The sequence below is a fragment of the Streptomyces sp. NPDC002513 genome (assembly GCF_053595355.1).
On sequence record NZ_JBSFXK010000036.1, the window covers coordinates 56,999 to 76,875 of the forward strand.

At 70.9% G+C, this 19,877-nt stretch carries 15 protein-coding genes, 1 tRNA gene and 1 pseudogene; 2 read left to right on the forward strand and 15 right to left on the reverse strand.

The annotated features are described in order from the left end of the window. Window positions 1–548: 548 nt before the first annotated feature. The 15 genes and pseudogenes from ACWD5Q_RS22760 to ACWD5Q_RS22830 all read right to left on the reverse strand — a co-directional run. A complete protein-coding gene (locus tag ACWD5Q_RS22760; protein ID WP_451428865.1) occupies window positions 549–1,877 on the reverse strand; it encodes an MraY family glycosyltransferase in 1,329 nt (442 codons plus the stop codon). A gap of 353 nt (window positions 1,878–2,230) precedes the next feature. Next, window positions 2,231–3,475: a serine hydroxymethyltransferase gene (locus ACWD5Q_RS22765; RefSeq protein ID WP_451428866.1), complete on the reverse strand. Its 1,245-nt coding sequence runs from the start codon at window positions 3,473–3,475 to the stop codon at window positions 2,231–2,233. A gap of 131 nt (window positions 3,476–3,606) precedes the next feature. Next, a complete protein-coding gene (locus ACWD5Q_RS22770; RefSeq protein WP_451428867.1) occupies window positions 3,607–4,308 on the reverse strand; it encodes an arsenate reductase/protein-tyrosine-phosphatase family protein in 702 nt (233 codons plus the stop codon). Next, the gene (locus ACWD5Q_RS22775) at window positions 4,305–4,952 is read right to left on the reverse strand and encodes an L-threonylcarbamoyladenylate synthase (RefSeq protein WP_451428868.1); all 648 of its coding nucleotides are present in this window, start codon (window positions 4,950–4,952) and stop codon (window positions 4,305–4,307) included. Before ACWD5Q_RS22775 ends, ACWD5Q_RS22770 begins: the two co-directional genes overlap by 4 nt. A gap of 55 nt (window positions 4,953–5,007) precedes the next feature. After that, the gene (gene prmC, locus ACWD5Q_RS22780) at window positions 5,008–5,853 is read right to left on the reverse strand and encodes a peptide chain release factor N(5)-glutamine methyltransferase (RefSeq protein ID WP_451428869.1); all 846 of its coding nucleotides are present in this window, start codon (window positions 5,851–5,853) and stop codon (window positions 5,008–5,010) included. Window positions 5,854–5,893: 40 nt separating this feature from the next. Continuing rightward, the gene (gene prfA, locus ACWD5Q_RS22785) at window positions 5,894–6,961 is read right to left on the reverse strand and encodes a peptide chain release factor 1 (protein ID WP_451428870.1); all 1,068 of its coding nucleotides are present in this window, start codon (window positions 6,959–6,961) and stop codon (window positions 5,894–5,896) included. A 138-nt stretch (window positions 6,962–7,099) separates the two neighbouring features. After that, window positions 7,100–7,321, reverse strand: a complete 222-nt coding sequence (gene rpmE, locus ACWD5Q_RS22790) for a 50S ribosomal protein L31 (RefSeq protein WP_103838593.1) — start codon at window positions 7,319–7,321, stop codon at window positions 7,100–7,102. Window positions 7,322–7,481: 160 nt separating this feature from the next. Next, window positions 7,482–8,621 carry an LCP family protein gene (locus tag ACWD5Q_RS22795; RefSeq protein WP_451428871.1) on the reverse strand — a complete coding sequence of 380 codons (1,140 nt, stop codon included), beginning with the start codon at window positions 8,619–8,621 and terminating at the stop codon, window positions 7,482–7,484. Window positions 8,622–8,991: 370 nt separating this feature from the next. Next, window positions 8,992–11,001 carry a transcription termination factor Rho gene (gene rho, locus ACWD5Q_RS22800; RefSeq protein ID WP_451428872.1) on the reverse strand — a complete coding sequence of 670 codons (2,010 nt, stop codon included), beginning with the start codon at window positions 10,999–11,001 and terminating at the stop codon, window positions 8,992–8,994. 410 nt (window positions 11,002–11,411) lie between these two features. After that, window positions 11,412–12,329, reverse strand: coding sequence for a homoserine kinase (gene thrB / locus ACWD5Q_RS22805; RefSeq protein WP_451428873.1), 918 nt, complete (start codon window positions 12,327–12,329; stop codon window positions 11,412–11,414). 241 nt (window positions 12,330–12,570) lie between these two features. After that, on the reverse strand, window positions 12,571–13,629 hold the full coding sequence (gene thrC / locus ACWD5Q_RS22810) for a threonine synthase (RefSeq protein ID WP_451428874.1): 1,059 nt from the start codon (window positions 13,627–13,629) through the stop codon (window positions 12,571–12,573). A gap of 6 nt (window positions 13,630–13,635) precedes the next feature. Continuing rightward, entirely contained in the window at window positions 13,636–14,928 is a 1,293-nt protein-coding gene (locus ACWD5Q_RS22815; RefSeq protein ID WP_451428881.1) for a homoserine dehydrogenase, read from the reverse strand. A gap of 190 nt (window positions 14,929–15,118) precedes the next feature. Continuing rightward, entirely contained in the window at window positions 15,119–16,510 is a 1,392-nt protein-coding gene (gene lysA / locus ACWD5Q_RS22820; protein ID WP_451428875.1) for a diaminopimelate decarboxylase, read from the reverse strand. Window positions 16,511–16,535: 25 nt separating this feature from the next. Continuing rightward, a complete protein-coding gene (nrtL, locus tag ACWD5Q_RS22825) occupies window positions 16,536–17,813 on the reverse strand; it encodes an ArgS-related anticodon-binding protein NrtL (protein WP_451428876.1) in 1,278 nt (425 codons plus the stop codon). A 432-nt stretch (window positions 17,814–18,245) separates the two neighbouring features. After that, window positions 18,246–18,767 (reverse strand): annotated as a pseudogene (locus ACWD5Q_RS22830) (response regulator); the annotation flags it as partial. A 57-nt stretch (window positions 18,768–18,824) separates the two neighbouring features. Here ACWD5Q_RS22830 and ACWD5Q_RS22835 point away from each other — a divergent pair. Continuing rightward, window positions 18,825–18,896, forward strand: a tRNA-Arg gene (locus ACWD5Q_RS22835). 402 nt (window positions 18,897–19,298) lie between these two features. Beyond that, window positions 19,299–19,769 carry a GNAT family N-acetyltransferase gene (locus ACWD5Q_RS22840; protein ID WP_451428877.1) on the forward strand — a complete coding sequence of 157 codons (471 nt, stop codon included), beginning with the start codon at window positions 19,299–19,301 and terminating at the stop codon, window positions 19,767–19,769. Window positions 19,770–19,877 lie beyond the last annotated feature (108 nt).

Consider the following 19,877-nt stretch of genomic DNA (forward strand, 5'->3'; position numbering starts at 1 on the left):
GGGCCATTTCAGAGAGGCCCTCCGGCGTCTATCCCGGGGGTTCTCGTGAACCGTATCACAAACTATTTGATGCGGTCTTTACCTCCGCCGTGTGCCTACTGTCACACATGAGAGTGACAGCGCCCGTCTGCGCGATTACGAGGTGGTCTTGTCTGGTATTAGGCTGCTTTGGCGCCCCACGATTCGGCAACGTACTCGTCAGATTCTTACCTAGCGGTCAGCGAGACGGCGCGGTCCTGCGCCGGTCCGGACGCGCACGGGTGGCGACGGCAGTGGCTCCGTTGACGCGTGAGACTCCGGTGACAGCCCCTGACGGTGTTCCCCGCAGGCCCACCCCCGGTACGCGGGCAGGCGGGCGCGCACGGCTGTCGGCCGTGCGGGCGGCCACGGGGCAGGGCTCGCCGCCGAGTTGAGCGCTGTGGCCCTGAAGGGGGAGCCGCCGGGCTTCCTGGAGACGAGCACCACGGCGTCGCTGACGTTCGATCAGGACAAGGTCGGGCTGCTGCGGGCCGCGTCGTCCCCGGCCTGCGATGCCTCACCCGGCCGCGTCAGCGCGACGTGCCCGCCTTGCGCTCTTCCAGCAGCCGCGTACGGGCACCGAGGGCGGTCGCCCCGTTGACGCCGGAGAGGCCCGCGGCGACCGGGGTGCGGTGCCCCTCCTGCTCCGCTCCGCCCTCCGAGGCGGCGGCCCGCATCCGGCCGGCGGCGGTGCGGCGGCGGTAGCGCGGGGGCACGAAGGACTCGGCCCAGCGCGGGGCGCGGGGGGTGAACCTCGGCAGCAGGAGCAGCACCAGACCGACCGCGCTCAGCGCCATGATGCCGAGCACGATCCACATGGACGCCGAGTTCACGGAGTACACCAGGGCACCGAACGAGATGAGCGCCGCCCAGAAGTACATGATCAGCACGGCCCGGCTGTGCGAGTGCCCGATGTCCAGGAGCCGGTGGTGCAGATGGCCGCGGTCCGCGGCGAACGGCGACTGGCCGCGCCAGGTACGGCGCACGATCGCGAGGAAGAAGTCCGCGACCGGAACGGCGATGATCGTCAGCGGGAGCAGCAGCGGGATGTAGACCGGGACGGTCTGGTGCACCGTCGCGCGCTCGGAGCCGGAGAAGAGGTTCATCGCGTCCGGGTCCACCTGGCCGGTGACCGAGATGGCACCGGCCGCGAGCACCAGCCCGATCAGCATCGAGCCCGAGTCGCCCATGAAGATCCGCGCCGGGTGCATGTTGTGCGGCAGGAAGCCCAGGCACATGCCCATCAGGACGGCCGCGAACAGGGTCGCGGGGGCCGCGGCCTCCAGGCCGTAGCCGTACCAGATGCGGTACGCGTACATGAAGAACGCGGCGGCCGCGATGCACACCGTGCCGGCGGCGAGGCCGTCGAGGCCGTCGACGAAGTTGACCGCGTTGATCGTGATGACGACCAGCGCCACCGTCAGCAGGGTGCCCTGCCACTGCGTGAGCGCGACCAGGCCGACGCCCGGTACGGGCAGCCACAGGATCGTCAGACCCTGCATGACCATCACACCCGCGGCGATCATCTGACCGCCCAGCTTGATCAGGGCGTCGATCTCGAACTTGTCGTCCAGCACGCCGATGAGCCAGATGAGCGCGGCGCCGGAGAGCAGGGCCCGGGGCTCGTTCGACTTGGCGAAGACCTCGTTGAGGTTCTTGAGGTGGTCGGCGACCAGCAGGCCCGCGCACAGGCCGATGAACATGGCGATCCCGCCGAGCCGGGGAGTCGGTTCCCGGTGCACGTCCCGGGACCGGATCTCCGGCATGGCCCCGGCCACGATCGCGAACTTGCGTACCGGCCCTGTGAGCAGATACGTCACCGCGGCCGTGATGCAGAGCGTCAGCAGGTATTCACGCACGGGCTTCCCCACAGGTCTCGCTGGGCATCCTCTTCCCCACACCCTAGTGCCCCGACAGGCAACGTCCGCCCCGTCGCGACGCCCGGCACGCACTCTCGCCGCACCGCCCGAAAGCCCAAGTACATCCAGTACGAAGGCTTCCGGCCGGCACGCCGAGAGCACGCACCGGACGCCGCTCCTTGACGGGCAAACGTTGCCTGCCGCGGCACTAGCTAGTGCCCCGACAGGCGGCGTCCGCCTGTCGCTACGGCCCGCACGCTCCCCCGCGCTCGGCTTCGCGTGCATATGGTCGAGGACTCACGGGTAGCGAACATGGTTGCACGTGTGGCTGTGCATACCGGCCCGCCTTCCCGTCATCGGCCGGGATACGGCGGGAATCCACCGGTGAGATCGCGCACCTTCGCGCGCACCGCCTTGCCGTCGGCCTCCTCGCGCAGCACCGACGCCATCAGCGCGGCCACGTACGCCATCTCCGCCTCCCGCATGCCCTGCGTGGTCACCGCGGCGGTGCCCAGGCGCAGCCCGCGGACGTCGCCGTGGGGCAGCGCACAGGTGTCGAGGACCATCCCGGCCGCCGCGAGCCGGCCCCGGGCGGTGGGGCCGTCGACGCCCAGCGGGGCGGGATCGACGGTGAGCAGATGGGTGTCGGTGCCGCCGGTGGTCACCTGCAGCCCCTCGGCGGCCAGGGCCGCCGCGAGCATCCGGGCGTTGGCCACCACCTGGTGGGCGTACGCGGCGAAGTCCGGGGTGGCCGCCTCCCGGAACGCGACGGCCTTCGCGGCGATGCTGTTCATCTGGGCACCGCCCTGGGTGAACGGGAAGACGGCCCGGTCCACGCGTGCGGCCAGTTCGCGACCGCACAGGATCATGCCGCCGCGCGGGCCGCGCAGCACCTTGTGGGTGGTGGCGCAGACGACGTCGGCGAACGGCACCGGGCTGGGTGCCGCTCCCCCGGCGACGAGCCCGATCGGGTGCGCGGCGTCGGCGATGAGATACGCCCCGACCTCGTCGGCGACCTCCCGGAAGAAGGCGTAGTCGAGATGGCGCGGGTAGGAGATGGACCCGCACACGATGGCCTTCGGACGGTGGGTACGGGCCAGGGCGCGCACCTGGACATGGTCCATCAGCCCGGACTCCGCCTCGACCCCGTAGCCGACGAAGTCGAACCAGCGGCCGGAGAAGTTGGCGGGCGAGCCGTGCGTGAGGTGGCCGCCGTGCGGCAGTCCGAGCGCGAGCACGGTGTCCCCGGGCCGGAGCAGGGCGGCGTACGCGGCGAGCATCGCGGACGATCCCGAGTGCGACTGCACATTGGCGTGCTCGGCCCGGAACAACGCCTTGGCGCGCTCCACGGCGATGCGCTCGGCGGCGTCGACCAGCTCGCAGCCGCCGTGGTACCGGGCACCGGGGTACCCCTCGGCGTACTTGTTGGCGAGCGGGGAGCCGAGGACGGCGAGCACCGCCGGGGAGGTGAAGTTCTCGGCCGCGATGAGCTGCAGCGTCGTCGACTGCCGGGCGAGTTCCCCGAGGAGGATCTCGGCCAGCTCGGGGTCCTGCCGGCGCAGGACGTCGGCCTCGTCGAGGGTATGGGTGACCGCCATGGTGGGCTCCGGGGCTCCGGGCGTCGGGGATGTACGTCCAATGTAGGCCCGCGCCCCCCGCGGCGCCCGGCCGCCACATCCGCCGCCGCACCCGGCGCACGAAACCGGGCCCGCCCGGCACCGGCGTCGGATCAGGCCCGGGTGGACACTCCCGTCAGGGCCGTCACCACCGGGTCCAGGGCCTGGTGGATCTCGTCGCCGATCGAGCGGAAGAACGGCAGCGGCGCCCCGTACGGGTCGAACACCTCGTCGGCCTCCGCCGTCGGCGCCAGCAGCCAGCCGCGCAGCGCCGCCGCGGCCCGCACCAGGGCGCGGGCACGGGCCACCACGCCGTCGTCCAGGGGCGGCAGCGTCGCCGTGTCTATCGCCCGTACGAGACGGGTGAACTCCTTCAGCGTGAAGGTGCGCAGGCCCGCCGAGTGCCCCATGGAGATCACCTGGGCCCGGTGGTCGCGGGTCGCGGTGAGGACCAGGTCGGCGCGGATGACGTGCTCGTCCAGGAGTTCACGGCCGACGAAGCCGGAGGCGTCCGCGCCGAATTCCGCGAGGACCGCCTCCGCGTTCGCCTCCATGGGGGCGCCCTCGTGACCCCAGGTGCCCGCGCTCTCCACGATCAGCCCGCCTATGGCGCCCTCCGCGACCAGGCCGGGCGTGGGGCAGCCGAGCCGGACCGCGAGGAAGTGCCGGGTCAGCCGTTCGGTGATCGGCGAGCGGCACACATTGCCGGTGCTGACGTGAAGGATGCGGAAGGTGTCGCCCGGAAGACCCGGCTCCGCCGGGCCTCCCGTCCGGTCCCCGTTGCCTATGCCACGCCCCGCGTCGGGCGGTGTCAATTCGCCACCTCGAGGTCGGGTACGACCTTGCGCAGCTCGTCCGCCGACAGCGCGCCCTGGCGCAGCAGCACCGGCACCTTGCCGGTGACGTCGACGATCGACGAGGGGACGTTGCCGGGGGTGGGGCCGCCGTCCAGGTAGACGGAGACCGCGTCGCCGAGCATCTCCTGCGCGGCGTCGCAGGTCTCCGGCGCCGGGTGGCCGGTGAGGTTCGCGGAGGAGACGGCCATCGGGCCGACCTCCATCAGCAGCTCGATGGCGACCGGGTGCAGCGGCATGCGCACGGCGACGGTGCCGCGGGTGTCGCCGAGGTCCCACTGCAGCGACGGCTGGTGCCGCGCGACGAGCGTGAGCGCGCCCGGCCAGAACGCGTCGACCAGCTCCCAGGCCATCTCGGAGAAGTCCGTGACGAGGCCGTGCAGGGTGTTCGGGGAGCCGATCAGGACGGGCGTGGGCATGGTGCGGCCCCGGCCCTTGGCCTGGAGCAGGTCGGTCACGGCCTCCGAGGAGAACGCGTCGGCGCCGATGCCGTACACGGTGTCGGTCGGCAGCACCACGAGTTCGCCACGGCGGACGGCGGACGCGGCCTCGCGCAGACCCGTCGTGCGGTCGGTCGCGTCATTGGTGTCGTATCGCCGTGCCATGTCTAGAGGTCCTCCTCGTACACGTCCTGCTGCGGGAAGAGATGCTGGGGCGCGCTCACGGCAGCGCCTTGCGGGCGGTCGCGAAGCGCGGGCGGTTGTTGAGGTCCGGGTGGTCGGCCGCGTCGGCCCAGCCCCGCTCCTCGGTGAAGATCCACGGCACCTGGCCGCCCTGGGTGTCGGCGTGCTCGATGACGACGACGCCGCCGGGGCGCAGCAGCCGGTGCGCGGTGCGTTCCAGACCGCGGATGAGGTCGAGGCCGTCCTCGCCCGAGAACAGGGCCATCTCCGGGTCGTAGTCCCGGGCCTCGGGAGCGACGTACTCCCATTCGGTCAGGGGGATGTACGGCGGGTTGGAGATCACGAGGTCGACCTGGCCGTCGAGGTCGTGGAAGGCCCTGCGGGCGTCGCCCTGGCGCAGGTCGACCCTGGACCCCTCCACGTTCTTGCGGGTCCACTGCAGGGCGTCCTCGGACAGCTCCACGGCGTGCACCCGCGAGCGCGGCACCTCCTGTGCCAGGGCGAGTGCGATGGCGCCCGAGCCGGTGCACAGGTCCACGATCCGCGGCTCGACGACGTCCATGGCCCGTACGGCGTCTATGGCCCAGCCGACGACCGACTCGGTCTCCGGGCGGGGCACGAACACGCCGGGCCCGACCTGGAGTTCCAGGTAGCGGAAGTAGGCGAGCCCGGTGATGTGCTGGAGCGGCTCACGGGCCTCGCGGCGGGCGATGGCCTCCCAGTAGCGGGCGTCGAAGTCCGCGTCCTGCACGGAGTGCAGCTCGCCCCGCTTGACGCCGTGCACGAACGCGGCGAGCTCCTCCGCGTCGTTGCGCGGCGAGGGCACGCCGGCGTCGGCCAGCCGCTGGGTGGCCTGGGCCACCTCCGCGAGCAGCAGGTTCACGCTGGTCCTCCGGGGCTGAGCGGGGTACGGGTACGGGGGCTCACGCGGCCGCGAGCTTGGCGGCCGAGTCCGCGTCGGTGCACGCCTGGATCACCGCGTCGAGGTCGCCGTCCAGGACGTGGTCCAGGTTGTACGCCTTGAAGCCGACCCGGTGGTCCGAGATGCGGTTCTCGGGGAAGTTGTACGTACGGATCTTCTCGGAGCGGTCGACGGTGCGGACCTGGCTGCGGCGCGCCGCGGCGGCCTCCTTCTCCGCCTCCTCCTGCGCCCTGGCGAGCAGCCTGGAGCGCAGGATACGCAGCGCCTGCTGCTTGTTCTGCAACTGGCTCTTCTCGTTCTGGCAGGAGGCGACGACCCCGGTCGGAAGGTGTGTGATGCGCACGGCGGAGTCGGTCGTGTTGACGGACTGGCCGCCGGGGCCCGAGGAGCGGTAGACGTCGATACGGAGGTCGTTGGGGTTGACCTCGACATCGACCTCCTCCGCCTCCGGGGTGACCAGCACACCGGCCGCGGAGGTGTGGATACGGCCCTGGGACTCCGTCGCGGGCACGCGCTGCACGCGGTGCACACCGCCCTCGTACTTCAGACGGGCCCACACGCCCTGGCCGGGCTCGGTCTGTCCGCGGACCTTCACGGCGACCTGGACGTCCTTGTAGCCGCCGAGCTCGGACTCGGTGGAGTCGATGATCTCGGTCTTCCAGCCGAGGCGCTCGGCGTAGCGCAGGTACATGCGCAGCAGGTCGCCGGCGAACAGGGCGGACTCGTCGCCGCCCGCGCCCGCCTTGATCTCGAGGATGACGTCCTTGTCGTCGCTGGGGTCGCGCGGGACGAGCAGGAGGCGCAGCTTCTCCGTCAGCTCCTCGCGCTGCCTCTCCAGGTCCTTGACCTCGGCGGCGAAGTCCGGGTCTTCGGCGGCCAGTTCGCGGGCGGTCTCGATGTCGTCACCGGCCTGCTTCCACGAACGGTACGTGGCGACGATCGGGCTCAGCTCGGCGTAGCGCTTGTTGAGCTTGCGCGCGTTCGCCTGGTCGGCGTGGACCGACGGATCGGCGAGCTTCTTCTCCAGGTCGGCGTGTTCCCCGACCAGTTCCTCGACCGCCTCGAACATCTCCGGCTCCCTGGTGTCCCCCGCCCGGCAGGGGCGTGGGACGTACGTACGACTGTGAGTGGGCTGTACCGCAAAGCGCCGGTCCCGGCGCCCCCGCATCCGTGCACGGGAGCACCGGAGACCGGCGCTGTGGGCTCGCTACTTCTTGGCAGCGGCAGCCTTGCCGAAGCGGGCCTCGAAGCGGGCCACACGGCCACCGGTGTCGAGGATCTTCTGCTTGCCCGTGTAGAACGGGTGGCACTCGGAGCAGACCTCGGCCCGGATGGTGCCGGACTCGATCGTGCTACGGGTGGTGAACGACGCGCCGCAGGTGCAGCTGACCTGCGTCTCGACGTACGCGGGGTGGATGTCGCGCTTCAAGGTGTCTCCTAGGTTCCGGGAGGGCGCCGGGTCGCAGCCGCGGGATGCGGAGGCGTGAACCGGAGCCGACGTACCAGTCTGCCAGGACTGACCGCATCCCCCAAAACCGAGGGCACAGGTGATCTATTCCTGTGGCCGGGAGGGCGGGCCCCGGGCCGGGTCAGGACGACGCGACCACGCCCTTGGCCTGTCCGCTCGCCGATCCCGTCGCCGCGCTCGCCGGAATCGGCCGGTCGTGCTTGAGGGCGTCCCACACGCGTTCGGCCTTGGCCTTCTGCAGCAGAACGCGGTTGGGGTCCGCCGGGTCGTACTGGACCGGCATCGTCACCATGTTCATATGGGACGGGCTGATGCCCTTCAGCCCGTCGGCGAAGGACGCCAGGCTGTTGACGGAGCCCAGGTCGGAGTCGGTGGTGACGGTCTTGGTCGCGGTGTCGGCGAGGTTCACCAGCTTGGTGGGGCTGGTCAGGACGCCGATCTGCTTGACCTGGGCCACCAGGGCCTTGACGAAGGCCTGCTGGAGCTGGATGCGGCCGAGGTCGGAGCCGTCGCCGACGCCGTGCCGGGTGCGGACGAGGCCGAGCGCCTGCCGGCCGTCGAGGGTGTGCTCGCCGGCCTTCAGGTCGAGGTGGCTGTCCGGGTCGTCGATGTTCCTGGTGGTGGTGACCTGCACACCGCCGAGGTCGTCGATCAGCTTCTGGAACCCGGAGAAGTCCACCTCGATGTAGTGGTCCATGCGCACTCCGCTGAGGGACTCGACGGTCTTCACGGCGCACGCGGCGCCCCCGGTGGAGTACGCGGAGTTGAACATCACCCCGGAGGCGGCCGGGTGCGCGGTGCCCTTGGTGTCGGTGCACTCGGGGCGGTCGACGAGGGTGTCGCGCGGTATCGAGACGACGGCGGCTTTCTTGTGGCCCTTGTAGAGGTGCACGACCATCGCCGTGTCGGAGCGGGCGCTGCCGTCGTCGGTGCCGCCGCCCAGCTTCTCGTTGCCGCCGGAGCGGGTGTCCGAGCCGAGGACGAGGATGTTCTCGGAGCCGTTGTCGGCCTTCGCGGGCCGGTGGGTGCCGAGGACCTGGTTGATGTCGACGGTCCTGAGGTTGCCGTTGAGCTCGAAGTACAGGTAGCCGACGCCGGTGCCGCCCAGGACGAGGACGCCCCCGGCGGTCCAGGCCGTGACGAGCAGGGCGGTGCGTCCCTTTCCGCGCGGCTTGCGGCGGCGGCCCCTCGCCTTCCGGCGCGGGTCTGTCGTGGTGTCGTCGTCGGTTATGCCGGCGTCGGGTGTGCTCTCGGCGGGCATGTGCTCCCTCAAGTCCTCGTCCGGTCCCCCCGCGGTCAGGGCCAGGCCTGGCGGAGCGACCCCTTCCCGCCTCTCGGCTCACCCGAGTGGGGGACCCCCGTCGCTCCATCGTCACTCCGTTCGGCCAGACGGAGAAACCGGGGAAAGAGTTGCACAACACGGCCCGGTCGGTACGTACGGGGACGAACACACAGGGTCATCGCAAAACCCGGCAGAACCCTGCTCACCTGGGTGTTCCTTCGGCGGCGGGCCGCCCCGGGCGGCTGCTCGGGCTCCCGGCGCCTGTGGCGAACGTCTCGGCGGCGGGCCGCTTCGGACAACGCAGAGGGCCGCTCCCCCCGCACACGGGAGGAGCGGCCCTCGGACCAGGTCAGTCGCCGTTCGGCGTCGGCGTCGTCTTCTGGATCTGCATCAGGAACTCGACGTTCGACTTCGTCTGCTTCATCTTGTCGAGGAGCAGCTCGATCGCCTGCTGCTGGTCGAGCGCGTGCAGCACCCGGCGCAGCTTCCAGACGACGCCCAGCTCCTCGGCGCCGAGCAGGATCTCTTCCTTACGGGTACCGGACGCGTCCACGTCCACCGCCGGGAAGATGCGCTTGTCGGCGAGCTTCCGGTCGAGCTTGAGCTCCATGTTGCCGGTGCCCTTGAACTCCTCGAAGATGACCTCGTCCATGCGCGAGCCGGTGTCGACCAGCGCGGTGGCGAGGATCGTCAGGGAGCCGCCGTCCTCGATGTTGCGCGCGGCGCCGAAGAAGCGCTTCGGCGGGTAGAGCGCGGTCGAGTCGACACCACCGGACAGGATGCGGCCGGAGGCGGGCGCGGCGAGGTTGTACGCACGGCCCAGACGCGTGATCGAGTCGAGCAGCACGACGACGTCGTGGCCCAGCTCCACCAGGCGCTTGGCCCGCTCGATGGCCAGCTCCGCGACCGTGGTGTGGTCCTCGGCCGGGCGGTCGAAGGTCGAGGAGATGACCTCGCCCTTGACCGACCGCTGCATGTCGGTGACCTCTTCCGGACGCTCGTCGACGAGGACGACCATCAGGTGGCACTCGGGGTTGTTGTGCGTGATCGCGTTGGCGATCGCCTGCATGATCATGGTCTTGCCGGTCTTCGGCGGGGCCACGATCAGACCACGCTGGCCCTTGCCGATGGGCGAGACGAGGTCGATGATGCGGGTGGTGAGGACGCCGGGGTCGGTCTCCAGGCGGAGCCGGTCCTGCGGGTACAGCGGGGTGAGCTTGTTGAACTCCGGGCGGCCGCGGCCGTGTTCGGGCGCCATGCCGTTGACGGAGTCCAGGCGCACCAGCGCGTTGAACTTCTCGCGCCGCTCGCCGTCCTTGGGCTGACGGACCGCGCCGGTGACGTGGTCGCCCTTGCGCAGGCCGTTCTTGCGGACCTGGGCGAGGGAGACGTACACGTCGTTCGGACCCGGCAGGTAGCCCGACGTGCGGATGAAGGCGTAGTTGTCGAGGATGTCCAGGATGCCCGCGACGGGGATCAGGACGTCGTCCTCGGCGACCTGCAGTTCGACGACCTCGTCGCGGCCACGGCGGCCGCGGCGGTCGCGGTAGCGTCCGCGCCGGCCGCGGCGGCCGCCGTCGAAGTCGTCCCCGTCCTCGTCGGCCCGCTGGCGGTCCTGGCGGTCCTGACGGCCGCCGACCTGCTGCTGGCCCTGCTGCTGACGCTGCTGGCCGCCCTGGCCCTGCTGCTCGTCGCCCTTGCCGCGGCGGTCGCGGTCCCGGCCGCGCTCACGGCGGTCGCGCCGACGGCCCTCGCCGCCGTCACCGGTGGCGCCTCCCAGCTCGGACGAGGCCGAGGACTCGGCGGACCTGGCCTCGCCGCCCTGCGACTGCGCCTGCTGGGCCGGGGCGGCCGAGGTCTCGGCCTTCGGCTCGCTCTTCGCCTCGTCGGCGATCGTCTCGGGGCTGCCGGCCGCGGCGGTGGCGCGGCGCCGACGGCGCTCGGCCGGAGCGCCGTCACCGGCTCCCTGGCCGGGAATCTCGATCTGCTGCGGGGCCACGGACTGCTCGGCGGCGTCGGCCTTGGACTCGGCCGGAGCGCCGTCCTCGCCGGTACGGGTCCGGGAGGTGGACCGGCGCTTCGGCTTGGTCTCGGTGGCGGCCTCGGCCTTGGCCGGGGCGCCGCCTCCGGCCTGCGCCTCCTTGATGACCTCGATCAGCTGGCTCTTGCGCATGCGCGCGGTGCCCCTGATGCCGAGGCCGGATGCGACCTGTTGCAGCTCGGCCAGCACCATGCCCTCGAGGCCGGTACCGCGGCGCCGCCGGGAGCCGGCACCGGTGGCAGGCGCGGAGGCGTCCGTGGCGGGCGCGGCAGCGGTCTCCTCGACACGTGCGCCCATCAGATCGGTGGTGTCGCTCACGAAGGGTCCTTCCCTGGAGCGGACGTCGGCCTGTCTGGCTCGGCGACCGGTTGTGCTGTCCGGCTTCGGTTCCGTGTGGGGGGACCGTGCCGGGGCGGTGGTCCGCCAAAACGGCGGAGGAAAATATCTGGTGACTGGCGTTTCCCTGCGCGGCGTGGCACTCGGTTTTGTGTCACGCGGCTAGGTCACACCGATTCCGGAGCGTGCTCGGCAAACAGCTCGGCGTTCGCGTACGACATACCGCTCACGTACGTGATACGGAACACAGTGCGGTTTGGGAAGCTCCCGGAAGGATGGTTGTCCCGGACTGGGACACGAGGCACCTCGCCATGGCTGGGTCGGGTGCAGATTGAGATTAACACTACCGGATCCAACAAACATTCCCCCTCTCGTAATCCGGCGACCGTGTGTCAGGACGCAAGCGGCAGCACACTCGCTCCCTGGCTGTCCAGTTCCAGCCGGTTGGCGGCCCAGCCCTCGCCCGCCAGATCGGCCACCTTGTCGGCGCTCGCGTCGTCGGCCAGCGCCAGGACCGTGGGTCCCGCGCCGGAGATCACCGCGGGGATGCCGTCGGCCCGCAGCCGCTCCACGAGCGCGGCGCTCTCGGGCATCGCCGGAGCGCGGTACTCCTGGTGGAGGCGGTCCTCGGTGGCGGGCAGCAGCAGCTCGGGGCGCCTGGTCAGCGCCTCGACGAGCAGGGCGGCGCGGCCCGCGTTGGCCGCGGCGTCGACGTGCGGCACGGTGCGCGGGAGCAGTCCGCGCGCGGTCTCCGTCAGAACCGGCTTTCCGGGCACGAAAACCACCGGAACGACGGAATCTGCGGGGTCCAGGCGGATCGCGCGAGCGCCGCCGCGCTCCATCCAGGACAGGGTGAAACCGCCGAGGAGACAGGCCGCGACATTGTCCGGGTGGCCCTCGATCTCGGTGGCGAGTCCCAGCAGCGCGGTGTCGTCGAGCCGGCTGTCGCCGCCTATGGTCACGGCGCGGGCGGCGACGATGCCGGCGCAGATGGCGGCGGAGGAGGAGCCCAGGCCACGGCCGTGCGGAATGCGGTTGGCGCAGACGATCTCCAGGCCGCGGGGCTGCCCGCCGAGGATGTCGAACGCGGCGCGCAGGGACCGTACGAGCAGGTGGCTCTCGTCCCGCGGGAGCGTTTCGCTGCCTTCGCCCGCGATGTCGATGTGCAGCCCGGAGTCGGCCACCCGGACGACGACGTCGTCGTAGAGCCCCAGCGCGAGGCCGAGGGCGTCGAAACCCGGGCCGAGGTTGGCGCTGGTGGCGGGGACGCGCACCCGGACGGCGGCGGCGCGGAACGCTGGATGGGCCATCGCTCGATGACTCTCCTTGAGCTGCGTGATGGTCGAACGAATTCGATGCGTACGGAAGACCCGGAGGCCGCAGGGACGGCGCGGCACCGCGGCATATGCGGCGGGCGGGTTAGGTACAGCCTATCGAAGGAAGGTTCTGTGGCGACATAGGGCGCACAGGAGGCGCACGATGCGTGTCGTAAGCCTCCCGTGCCCCCTCTGCCGGTTTCCCTTACGGAGGTTGCCCGAGGGGGCGACCGGGCTACGCGAGTCCGAGCCGCTCGGCCGCCGTCGCCGCGTCGACCGGGACCGTGACCGGCTGCGGGGCGCCGGCGACGGCCCAATCGGGGTCCTTGAGGCCGTTGCCGGTGACCGTGCACACGATCCGCTGGCCGGGGTCGACCCCGCCCTGCTCGGCGGCCTTCAGCAGGCCGGCCACGGACGCGGCGGACGCGGGTTCCACGAACACGCCCTCCTGGGCGGCCAACAGCCGGTAGGCGCGCAGGATCTCACGGTCCGTCACCTCGTCGATCAGGCCGCCCGACTCGTCCCTCGCCGCCAGGGCGTGACTCCAGGACGCGGGGTTGCCGATACGGATCGCGGTGGCGATGGTCGAGGGGTCCTTGACGACCTCGCCGCGCACGATCGGGGCCGAACCGGCCGCCTGGAAGCCCCACATGCGCGGGGTGCGCCCGGCGACGCCGTCGGCGGCGTACTCCCGGTAGCCCTTCCAGTAGGCCGTGATGTTGCCCGCGTTGCCGACCGGCAGGACATGGATGTCGGGGGCGTCGCCGAGCATGTCCACGATCTCGAAGGCGGCCGTCTTCTGACCCTCGATCCGCACCGGGTTGACCGAATTGACCAGCGCCACCGGGTAGTTGTCGGACAGTTCCCGCGCGAGGGTGAGGCAGTCGTCGAAGTTGCCGTCGACCTGGAGGATCTTCGCCCCGTGCACCAGGGCCTGCCCCATCTTGCCGAGCGCGATCTTGCCCCGGGGCACCAGCACGGCCGACACCATCCCGGCGCGTACGGCGTAGGCGGCGGCCGAGGCGGAGGTGTTGCCGGTGGAGGCGCAGATGACGGCCTTGGCCCCCTCCTCCTTGGCCTTGCTGATGGCCATGGTCATGCCGCGGTCCTTGAAGGATCCGGTGGGGTTGGCCCCCTCCACCTTGAGGTGGACCTCGCAGCCCGTGCGCTCGGAGAGCACCTGCGCGGGCACGAGCGGCGTACCGCCCTCACGGAGCGTGACGACCGGCGTGCTGTCCGACACCGGCAGCCGGTCCCGGTACTCTTCGATGATTCCGCGCCACTGGTGGGTCATTGCTGGTTACTCTCCTTCAACCCGCATGATGCTGGCGACACCCCGCACGGTGTCGAGCTTGCGCAGCGCCTCGACGGTCCCGCTGAGCGAGGCGTCGGACGCACGGTGGGTGACGACGACGAGGGAGGCCTCTCCGGCCTTGCCCTGCTGGCGAACCGTATCGATCGAGACGTCGTGCTCGGCGAAGACGGTGGCGACCTGGGCGAGAACGCCCGGTTTGTCGGCGACGTCGAGGCTGATGTGGTAGCGCGTGACGACATCGCCCATCGGTGAGACGGGCAGGGCGGCGTAGGCGGACTCCCCGGGCCCGGTGGCCCCGCTGAGCCGGTTGCGGCACACGGCCACCAGATCGCCGAGCACGGCGGAGGCGGTCGGCGCACCGCCCGCGCCGGGGCCGTAGAACATGAGCTGCCCCGAGGCGTCCGACTCGACGAAGACGGCGTTGTACGCACCGCGCACGGAGGCGAGCGGGTGGGTCAGCGGAATCATGGCGGGGTGCACGCGCGCGGTGACCGAGCCCCCGTCCGCGGCCCGCTCACAGATGGCGAGCAGCTTGATGGTGCAGCCCATCTCCTTCGCCGAGGCGAAGTCGGCGGCGGTGACCTCGGTCATGCCCTCGCGGTAGACGTCGTCGAGGCGCACCCGCGTGTGGAAGGCGATCCCGGCGAGGATGGCGGCCTTGGCGGCCGCGTCGAACCCCTCGACATCGGCGGTCGGGTCGGCCTCCGCATACCCCAGGGCGGTGGCCTCGTCGAGGGCCTCCTGGTACCCGGCCCCCGTGGAGTCCATCTTGTCGAGGATGAAGTTGGTCGTCCCGTTGACGATCCCCAGCACCCGGTTGACCTTGTCACCGGCGAGGGACTCGCGCAGCGGCCGGATCAGCGGGATGGCGCCGGCGACGGCGGCCTCGTAGTACAGGTCGCGGCCGTGCTCATGTGCCGCCGCGTGCAGGGCCGCCCCGTCCTGGGCGAGCAGCGCCTTGTTCGCCGACACGACGGACGCGCCGTGCTCGAAGGCGGTGGTGATGAGGGTCCGGGCGGGCTCGATCCCCCCGATGACCTCGACGACGACGTCGAGGTCGCCCCGTTTGACCAGGGCGGTGGCGTCGGTGGTGATGAGGTCGGCGGGAATGCCCTCCCGCACCTTGGCGGGCCTGCGGACCGCGACCCCCGCCAGTTCGACGGGGGCCCCGATCCGGGCCGCGAGGTCGTCGGCGTGCGTCGTCATGATGCGCGCCACCTCTGAGCCGACAACCCCACAGCCCAGCAGCGCCACCCTCAGCGGACGCGTACGCATCATCCGACCTCGTTTCCTCATGCGGTCTACGGTGGGACCAGTCTCACTCACCGGACGGGACTTTCTTCCCTTTGTCCGGATCGTGAGACATCTGTTTCATCTTGTCAGCGGCGGAAGACAGAAGATCTTCCGCCGGGCTTCCGGACCCGCTCCAAACCCTCCGGGACCCGCCCCGAACCCTCCGGGATCGTCGTCACCCGACGTCGAGACGGAGCAGGTCCTCCTCCGTCTCCCGGCGGACGATCACCCGGGCCTCCCCGTCGTGCACGACGACGACGGGCGGGCGCAGCGCGTGGTTGTAGTTGCTGGCCATGGAACGGCAGTACGCGCCCGTGGCCGGTACGGCGATGAGGTCACCCGGCGCGAGATCGGCGGGCAGGAAGGCGTCCTTCACCACGATGTCCCCGCTCTCGCAGTGCTTGCCGACCACCCGGGCCAGCATGGGCTCGGCGTCGGACGTGCGGGAGACCAGGGCGACGCTGTACTCGGCGTCGTAGAGCGCGGTGCGGATGTTGTCCGACATGCCGCCGTCGACGGAGACGTACGTCCGCAGCCCGTCGAGCGGCTTGATCGTGCCGACCTCGTAGAGCGTGAAGGCGGTCGGTCCGACGATGGCGCGCCCGGGCTCGACCGAGATGCGCGGGGTGCGCAGCCGGGCGGCGTCGCACTCACGGGAGACGATCTCGGTCAGCGCCTTGGCGATCTCGTGCGGCTCCCGGGGGTCGTCGTCGCTCGTGTACGCGATTCCGAGCCCGCCCCCGAGGTCGATCTCGGGCAGTTCGACCCCGTGCTCGTCCCGGATGTCCTTCAGCAGCCCCACCACCCGATGGGCGGCGACCTCGAAGCCCGACATGTCGAAGATCTGCGATCCGATGTGGCTGTGGATGCCGACGACCTCGAGCCCGTCGAGCTGGAGCGCACGGCGCACGGCCTCGGCGGCCTGACCGCCCGCCAGCGGAATCCCGAACTTCTGGTCCTCGTGGGCGGTGGCGATGAACTCGTGCGTGTGCGCCTCCACACCGACGGTGACCCGGATCAGCACCCGCTGCCGCCGGCCCAGGGACTCGGCGATGTGCGCGACCCGCACGATCTCCTGGAAGGAGTCGAGCACGATCCGCCCGACGCCGCTCTCGACGGCCTTGGTGATCTCCTCGGTGGACTTGTTGTTCCCGTGGAAGGCGATCCGGTCGGCCGGCATGCCTCCGGCCAGCGCGGTGGCCAGCTCGCCCCCCGAGCACACGTCCAGGTTCAGCCCCTCCTCGTGCAGCCAGCGCACGACGGCACGGGACAGAAACGCCTTCCCCGCGTAGAACACGTCCGCGTCGGGCCCGAAGGCGGTGCGCCAGGCGCGCGCCCGGGTCCGGAAGTCGGCCTCGTCCAGGACGTAGGCGGGGGTGCCGAACTGCTCGGCAAGCGTCGTCACGCCGACCCCGCCGACCATGACCACGCCCTGGCTGTCACGGGTGACGGTCTGCGCCCACACCTTGGGATCGAGGACGTTGAGGTCGGCGGGCGGCGCGGAGTAGTGGCCCTCGGGCAGGACGTCGGCGTGGCGGGGCCCGGCGGGATGTGCGGAACGGCTCATGTCGGATCTGGGCTCTCTCGGGATCTCAGAGGTAGTCGGGTGCGCTGATGCCGAGCAGGGACAGGCCGCCGGCCAGCACCGTCCCGGCGGCTTCGGCGAGGGCGAGCCGGGCGCGGTGGGCGGCCGAGGGTTTCTCGTCGCCGAGCGGGAGCACGGTGTGCTGGAAGGCGAGCAGTCCGTCGGCGACGGCCACGAGGTGCCGGGCGAGCCGGTCGGGCGCGCGGTGGGCCGCTGCCTGGGTGAGGGCGTGCGGGTACGCACCGAGGGCGCGCGTCAGGGTTGTCGCGTCGGCTACGTCACCGGGAACCGCGCCGAATCCGAGCCGGCCGGCGTTACGGCCGAGGGCCCGGGCGCGCGCGTGGGCGTAGCGGACACGGAAGAGAGGGTTGCTCTCTCGCTGCAACAGATGATCGGCGGTGACCCGCGGCCGGTCGTGCGCGGCGGGGTGCAACAGGGCCCAGCGGGCGGCATCGGGCCCGAGCGGCGCGGGGTCCTCCGGGGCGGGAACCGGCCGGAGGTCGACGGCTTCACCGGGCCGCGCGTGCTGGACCTCGGCGCGTCCGCCCTGGGTGGCGATGATCCGCACGAGGGTGTCGGCGACGACCTCGGCGCGGATGTCATAGGGGATGCGGAGGGGGATGACCTGGCCGGTGAGGGTGGGGGTGTGGCCGTAGGGGGGTGGGGGGGTGGGGGCGGTGTTGCTGTCGGTGCGTGTGCCGGTGTCGCTGTAGGTGCGTGTGCCGGTGCCAGTGTCGGTGCCGCTACCGGTGTCGGTAGTGGTGTCTGTGGTGCTGTTGCTGCCGACGGGGCTGGTGATGTGTGTGGTGCTGTCGGGGCTGGAGGTGGCCGTGTTGCTGCCGCTGCCTGCGAGGCTGCCGCTGGTGCTCGTGATGCCGCTGGTGCGCATGGTGCGGTTGGTACTCGCGGCGCTCTTGGCGCTCTTGGTGCCCTTGCTGCTCGTGGCGCTGTCGGCGGCGGGCCGCTGGAGGATCTCCCGGACGAGTGCGGCGGTGGCGGTGGCCCGTTCGAGGTGGATGTTGAGAAAGCCCGGCCCGGTGATCTCGACGTCGGCGACCCCGGCGGCCTCTCGGAGCAGGGGCCGAAGGATCTCGGCGACATCGAGAGGCGTACGCCCGGCGGGGCGGGCCAACTGGAGCGCGATGTTGGTGGCGTAGTCACCACGCCCCCCGGGCCCCGGCGGGGTGACCACGGCACGCGCAGGTACGGCCACGCTCAGCTCCCCGCTCTCCACAGCACGACGCACCGCGCGCAGCACGGTACGGGAGAGCTCGACGGGGGTCACGGGACAAGGGTAGGGGAGGAGGGGGGTGGGTTCGCGAACGGGTTTGGGTGTGCGGTCCGGAGTGCGGACGGAGGCCCCATCGATCGACACCCGGACGACGGAAAGGCCCCACGCGACGCCCGCCGGCGGGCACTCAGCAGCCTGGCCGGCCACCCCACGGCCTCGGGGGAAGGCTCAGCTACCGGCAGCCCCCAACTGCCCCAAGAATCCCACCGGCCCCACTGTCCCCACCTGTCGAGCCGGGAGCGAGGCCTGACCGGCCCGAGGCGGAACCTGATCCCCATACCCGACGGCCCGGCCCTCCCCCAGGCCAAGGCCACCGCTGTCGATGCTGCTGTTGCTGTTTCTGCTGTCGTTACTGCTGTTGTTACTGCTGTTGTTGTTACTGCTGCCGTTGTTGCCGATGTCGCTGATGTTGCCGTTGCCGATGTTGCCGTTGAGGTCGGCGTGACCGTTGGGGCCACCACTCCCCCGCCCACGACGCCCCATCAGCTCCTTGACGAGCTGCACGAGTTCGGACGGCTCGAAGGGCTTGGCGAGGAACGCGTCGACACCGGCATCGAGGCCGCTCTCGACCTCGTACTGGCTGCAGGCGCTGATGATGGCGACGGGCAGACAGCGCGTCCGGGGATCGGCACGAAGCCGGGCGGCGGTCCGCAACCCGTCGAGCCGCGGCATGACGACATCCAGGGTGACGACATCGGGCCGCACCTCATGGACGACGTCCAGACACTCGGCACCGTCGGCCGCGGTCACGACCTCGAGACCCTCCAGCTCGAGGTTGACCCTGATCAGCTGCCGGATGACCTTGTTGTCGTCCACAACAAGAACCCGGCCGGATGTGCCTGGCACAACCCGAGAGTAGGTCGGCCCAAGCGGCCGCGTCCGCGTTTTCCCCACTTCCACCCCGTCCGGGGGACCCACGCTCGACGGGACCACCAGGAAACCGTTCATGACGCCCCCGAAAGAGCTGGTAGGGTTCTACCCGTCGCCGCGAACACCGCGAGACACGCCCCCGTAGCTCAGGGGATAGAGCAACGGCCTCCGGAGCCGTGTGCGCAGGTTCGAATCCTGCCGGGGGCACCCAACATGAGGTGCCCAAAGACCCCGTCACCAGCGGAAACGCTGAGGCCGGGGTCTTCGCGTATGTGCAGCCCTATGCCGCTCGAAGCGGCCGTATGTCGGGGTCTGTGGACTATTCGTGGACAGGATCTTGGTGCGTTTACCCAGGCCAGCCCATCTAGCTGACGAAGGGGGCTGCGCATGCGCATCGCCACGTCAGGCCGAGTTGCTCTCCGCTAGGAGCTGCCCCGGACGCCGTCACGGCCCGGCGTGCCAGTCCCGCTCCAGATCGCCTGTGTCGAATACGCTGCGAAGACGTCCGACCTGACGGCCTCGATGACGCGGATGCCAGGGAATCCCGCCCGGTGGCGGCTCTTCACGTAGGCCCTGACGGCACAACTGCCGGATACAGAAGGGGGTGGCATGAGATCCCCAGGCGTGCACCTACGGGAGATCACCGACGACGACCGGGATGCCGTCCGTGCTCTCCGCGTCCGACGTGACCAGAAGCAATTCGTCGCCTCCGTGTCTCGGTCACTCAAGGAGGCGGCGAAGAAACCGGAGGCCAATCCCTGGTACCGCGCCGTGTACCGCGGCGATGAGCCAGTCGGCTTCGTAATGCTGTCGTGGAAACCGCCGGCCGGCCCTTACAAAGGGCGGCACTTCCTCTGGCGCCTCCTCGTCGACAAGCGGTACCAGGGGCGAGGGATCGGCCGAGAAGTGCTCACGCAGGTCGCCACCCTGGTTCGCGCGGACGGCGCCGCCGAGCTGCTGACCAGCTACGAGCCGGGCGACGGCGAACCGTGGCCCTTCTATCAGAAGTTCGGGTTCGAGCCCACCGGGGAGATCGACGACGGCGAGATCGTTCTGCGACTCACCTTCCCCGCCCGGTGAGCTGTCTTACGGACAACGTCGCTTCCGTAGTGTGATCTTGGTCGGGTAGGGTCCTGATCTTGTGGCGAGTGGGCACATAGCTGGTGAGACATACCCCGAGCGGACACG

Coding starts and splice junctions, on each gene's coding strand:
- ACWD5Q_RS22765 (WP_451428866.1), bottom strand. CDS start 3,475: ATGGCGGTCACCCATACCCTCGACGAGGCCGACGTCCTGCGCCGGCAG.
- ACWD5Q_RS22795 (WP_451428871.1), bottom strand. CDS start 8,621: ATGCCCGCCGAGAGCACACCCGACGCCGGCATAACCGACGACGACACC.
- ACWD5Q_RS22840 (WP_451428877.1), top strand. CDS start 19,299: ATGAGATCCCCAGGCGTGCACCTACGGGAGATCACCGACGACGACCGG.
- thrC (WP_451428874.1), bottom strand. CDS start 13,629: ATGACCCACCAGTGGCGCGGAATCATCGAAGAGTACCGGGACCGGCTG.
- ACWD5Q_RS22815 (WP_451428881.1), bottom strand. CDS start 14,928: ATGATGCGTACGCGTCCGCTGAGGGTGGCGCTGCTGGGCTGTGGGGTT.
- lysA (WP_451428875.1), bottom strand. CDS start 16,510: ATGAGCCGTTCCGCACATCCCGCCGGGCCCCGCCACGCCGACGTCCTG.
- ACWD5Q_RS22775 (WP_451428868.1), bottom strand. CDS start 4,952: ATGGCACGGCGATACGACACCAATGACGCGACCGACCGCACGACGGGT.
- prfA (WP_451428870.1), bottom strand. CDS start 6,961: ATGTTCGAGGCGGTCGAGGAACTGGTCGGGGAACACGCCGACCTGGAG.
- thrB (WP_451428873.1), bottom strand. CDS start 12,329: ATGGCCCATCCAGCGTTCCGCGCCGCCGCCGTCCGGGTGCGCGTCCCC.